The 1,179-nt window shown below is 69.3% G+C and carries 1 pseudogene; it reads right to left on the bottom strand.

The window, feature by feature from the left end:
• A pseudogene (locus KBX34_RS33045) lies at positions 1–1,179 on the bottom strand (RHS repeat protein); the annotation flags it as partial.

The raw sequence follows: 1,179 nt of genomic DNA, 5'->3' as shown, positions 1-1,179 counted from the left end.
AGCTCTTTGACCAGGAATGGCTGATCGCGTTGGGTGTATTCGGTGGTGGTCCGGCGGACCCGGCCGGTGGCGATGCCCTGCTGCTGCTCCTCGACGTTGCCGTTGGCGTCGTACTTCGTGGTGGTGGTGTTGCCCAGCGGGTCGTGGCTGTCGGTCTGCCGGTGCGCCGCGTCGTAGTCGTAGCTCTCGGTGAAACCCACCCCGGTCAACGGCCCGGTACCCGGGCAGGTGACCGTGGCACGGTTCGCCCGCGGCGAGGTCACCGAGCGCAGGTCGCCCGCCAGGTCGTAGCAGAGGTGGGTGTAGCGGACGTCGGTCGTGCCCGTGCCGTACCGGGCCTCCCGGGTCTGCCGGTCCAGCGCGTCGTAGCTGTAGAGCGTGGTGTAGTCGTCGGCCACCGCGGTGCTCAGCACGCCCTTGGGGGACGTCGTCCGGATCATCCGGCCGGCGTCGTCGTAGGCGAACGTGGTGCGTTCCCGGGCCGGGTCGACGCTGGTGTCGGAGTTCGACACAGTGGTCGGCCGGTCCATCGCGTCGTACACGGCGACCGAGTCAGGGCCGGCGGTGCCCAACTCGGTGGCGGTGCCGAAGTGCGGGTCGATGCGCCGCGTCGTGTTGTCGTTGGCGTCGAACTCGACGCTGGACCAGATCAGCTGGCCGCGGTCGGTGGCGGTGGACTTGGGTGCGCTCTGCCGGCCCATCCGGTGGAATGCGTCGTAGTCGAAGAACGCCTTGTACGCCCGCTCGTCGGAGCCGCTGTCCCCGGCGTGGTTCGGGTCCTGGACCCAGCGCAGCAGGCCATCGACGTCGTAGCCGAACCGGGTGGTGTTGCCCAGCGGGTCACGCATCTCGGTGGGTTGGCCGGACGGGTCGTAGGACGGGTAGGTGGTGGGACCGTTGCCGTTGGCGTCGCGGATCGCGGCGACGGTGCCGGGGGCGGCGCTGCCGGCCTGGTTGTAGTCGTAGTCGGTCACCGCTCCGGTCGGATCGGTGATCTTGTCGATGTTCCCGGCGGCGTCGTACGTGTGCCGGGTCTGGTAGTCACCGGCGACCGTGGTGGTGGCGACGCCCTTGGGTGAGGTGACGGTGTCGAGCAGCGAGAGGTGCTTGCCGGTGTCCGCCGCGTCCACGGCCTGGTTGAGATACGTCAGCTCGTTGCGTTTGCCCAGCTGGTCGGTC

Source organism: Micromonospora sp. M61 (assembly GCF_018070245.1).
Classification (GTDB): Bacteria; Actinomycetota; Actinomycetes; order Mycobacteriales; family Micromonosporaceae; genus Micromonospora; species Micromonospora zamorensis.
Note: the sequence above shows the minus strand (reverse complement) of the source record. Positions and strands in the feature narration are given on the sequence as shown.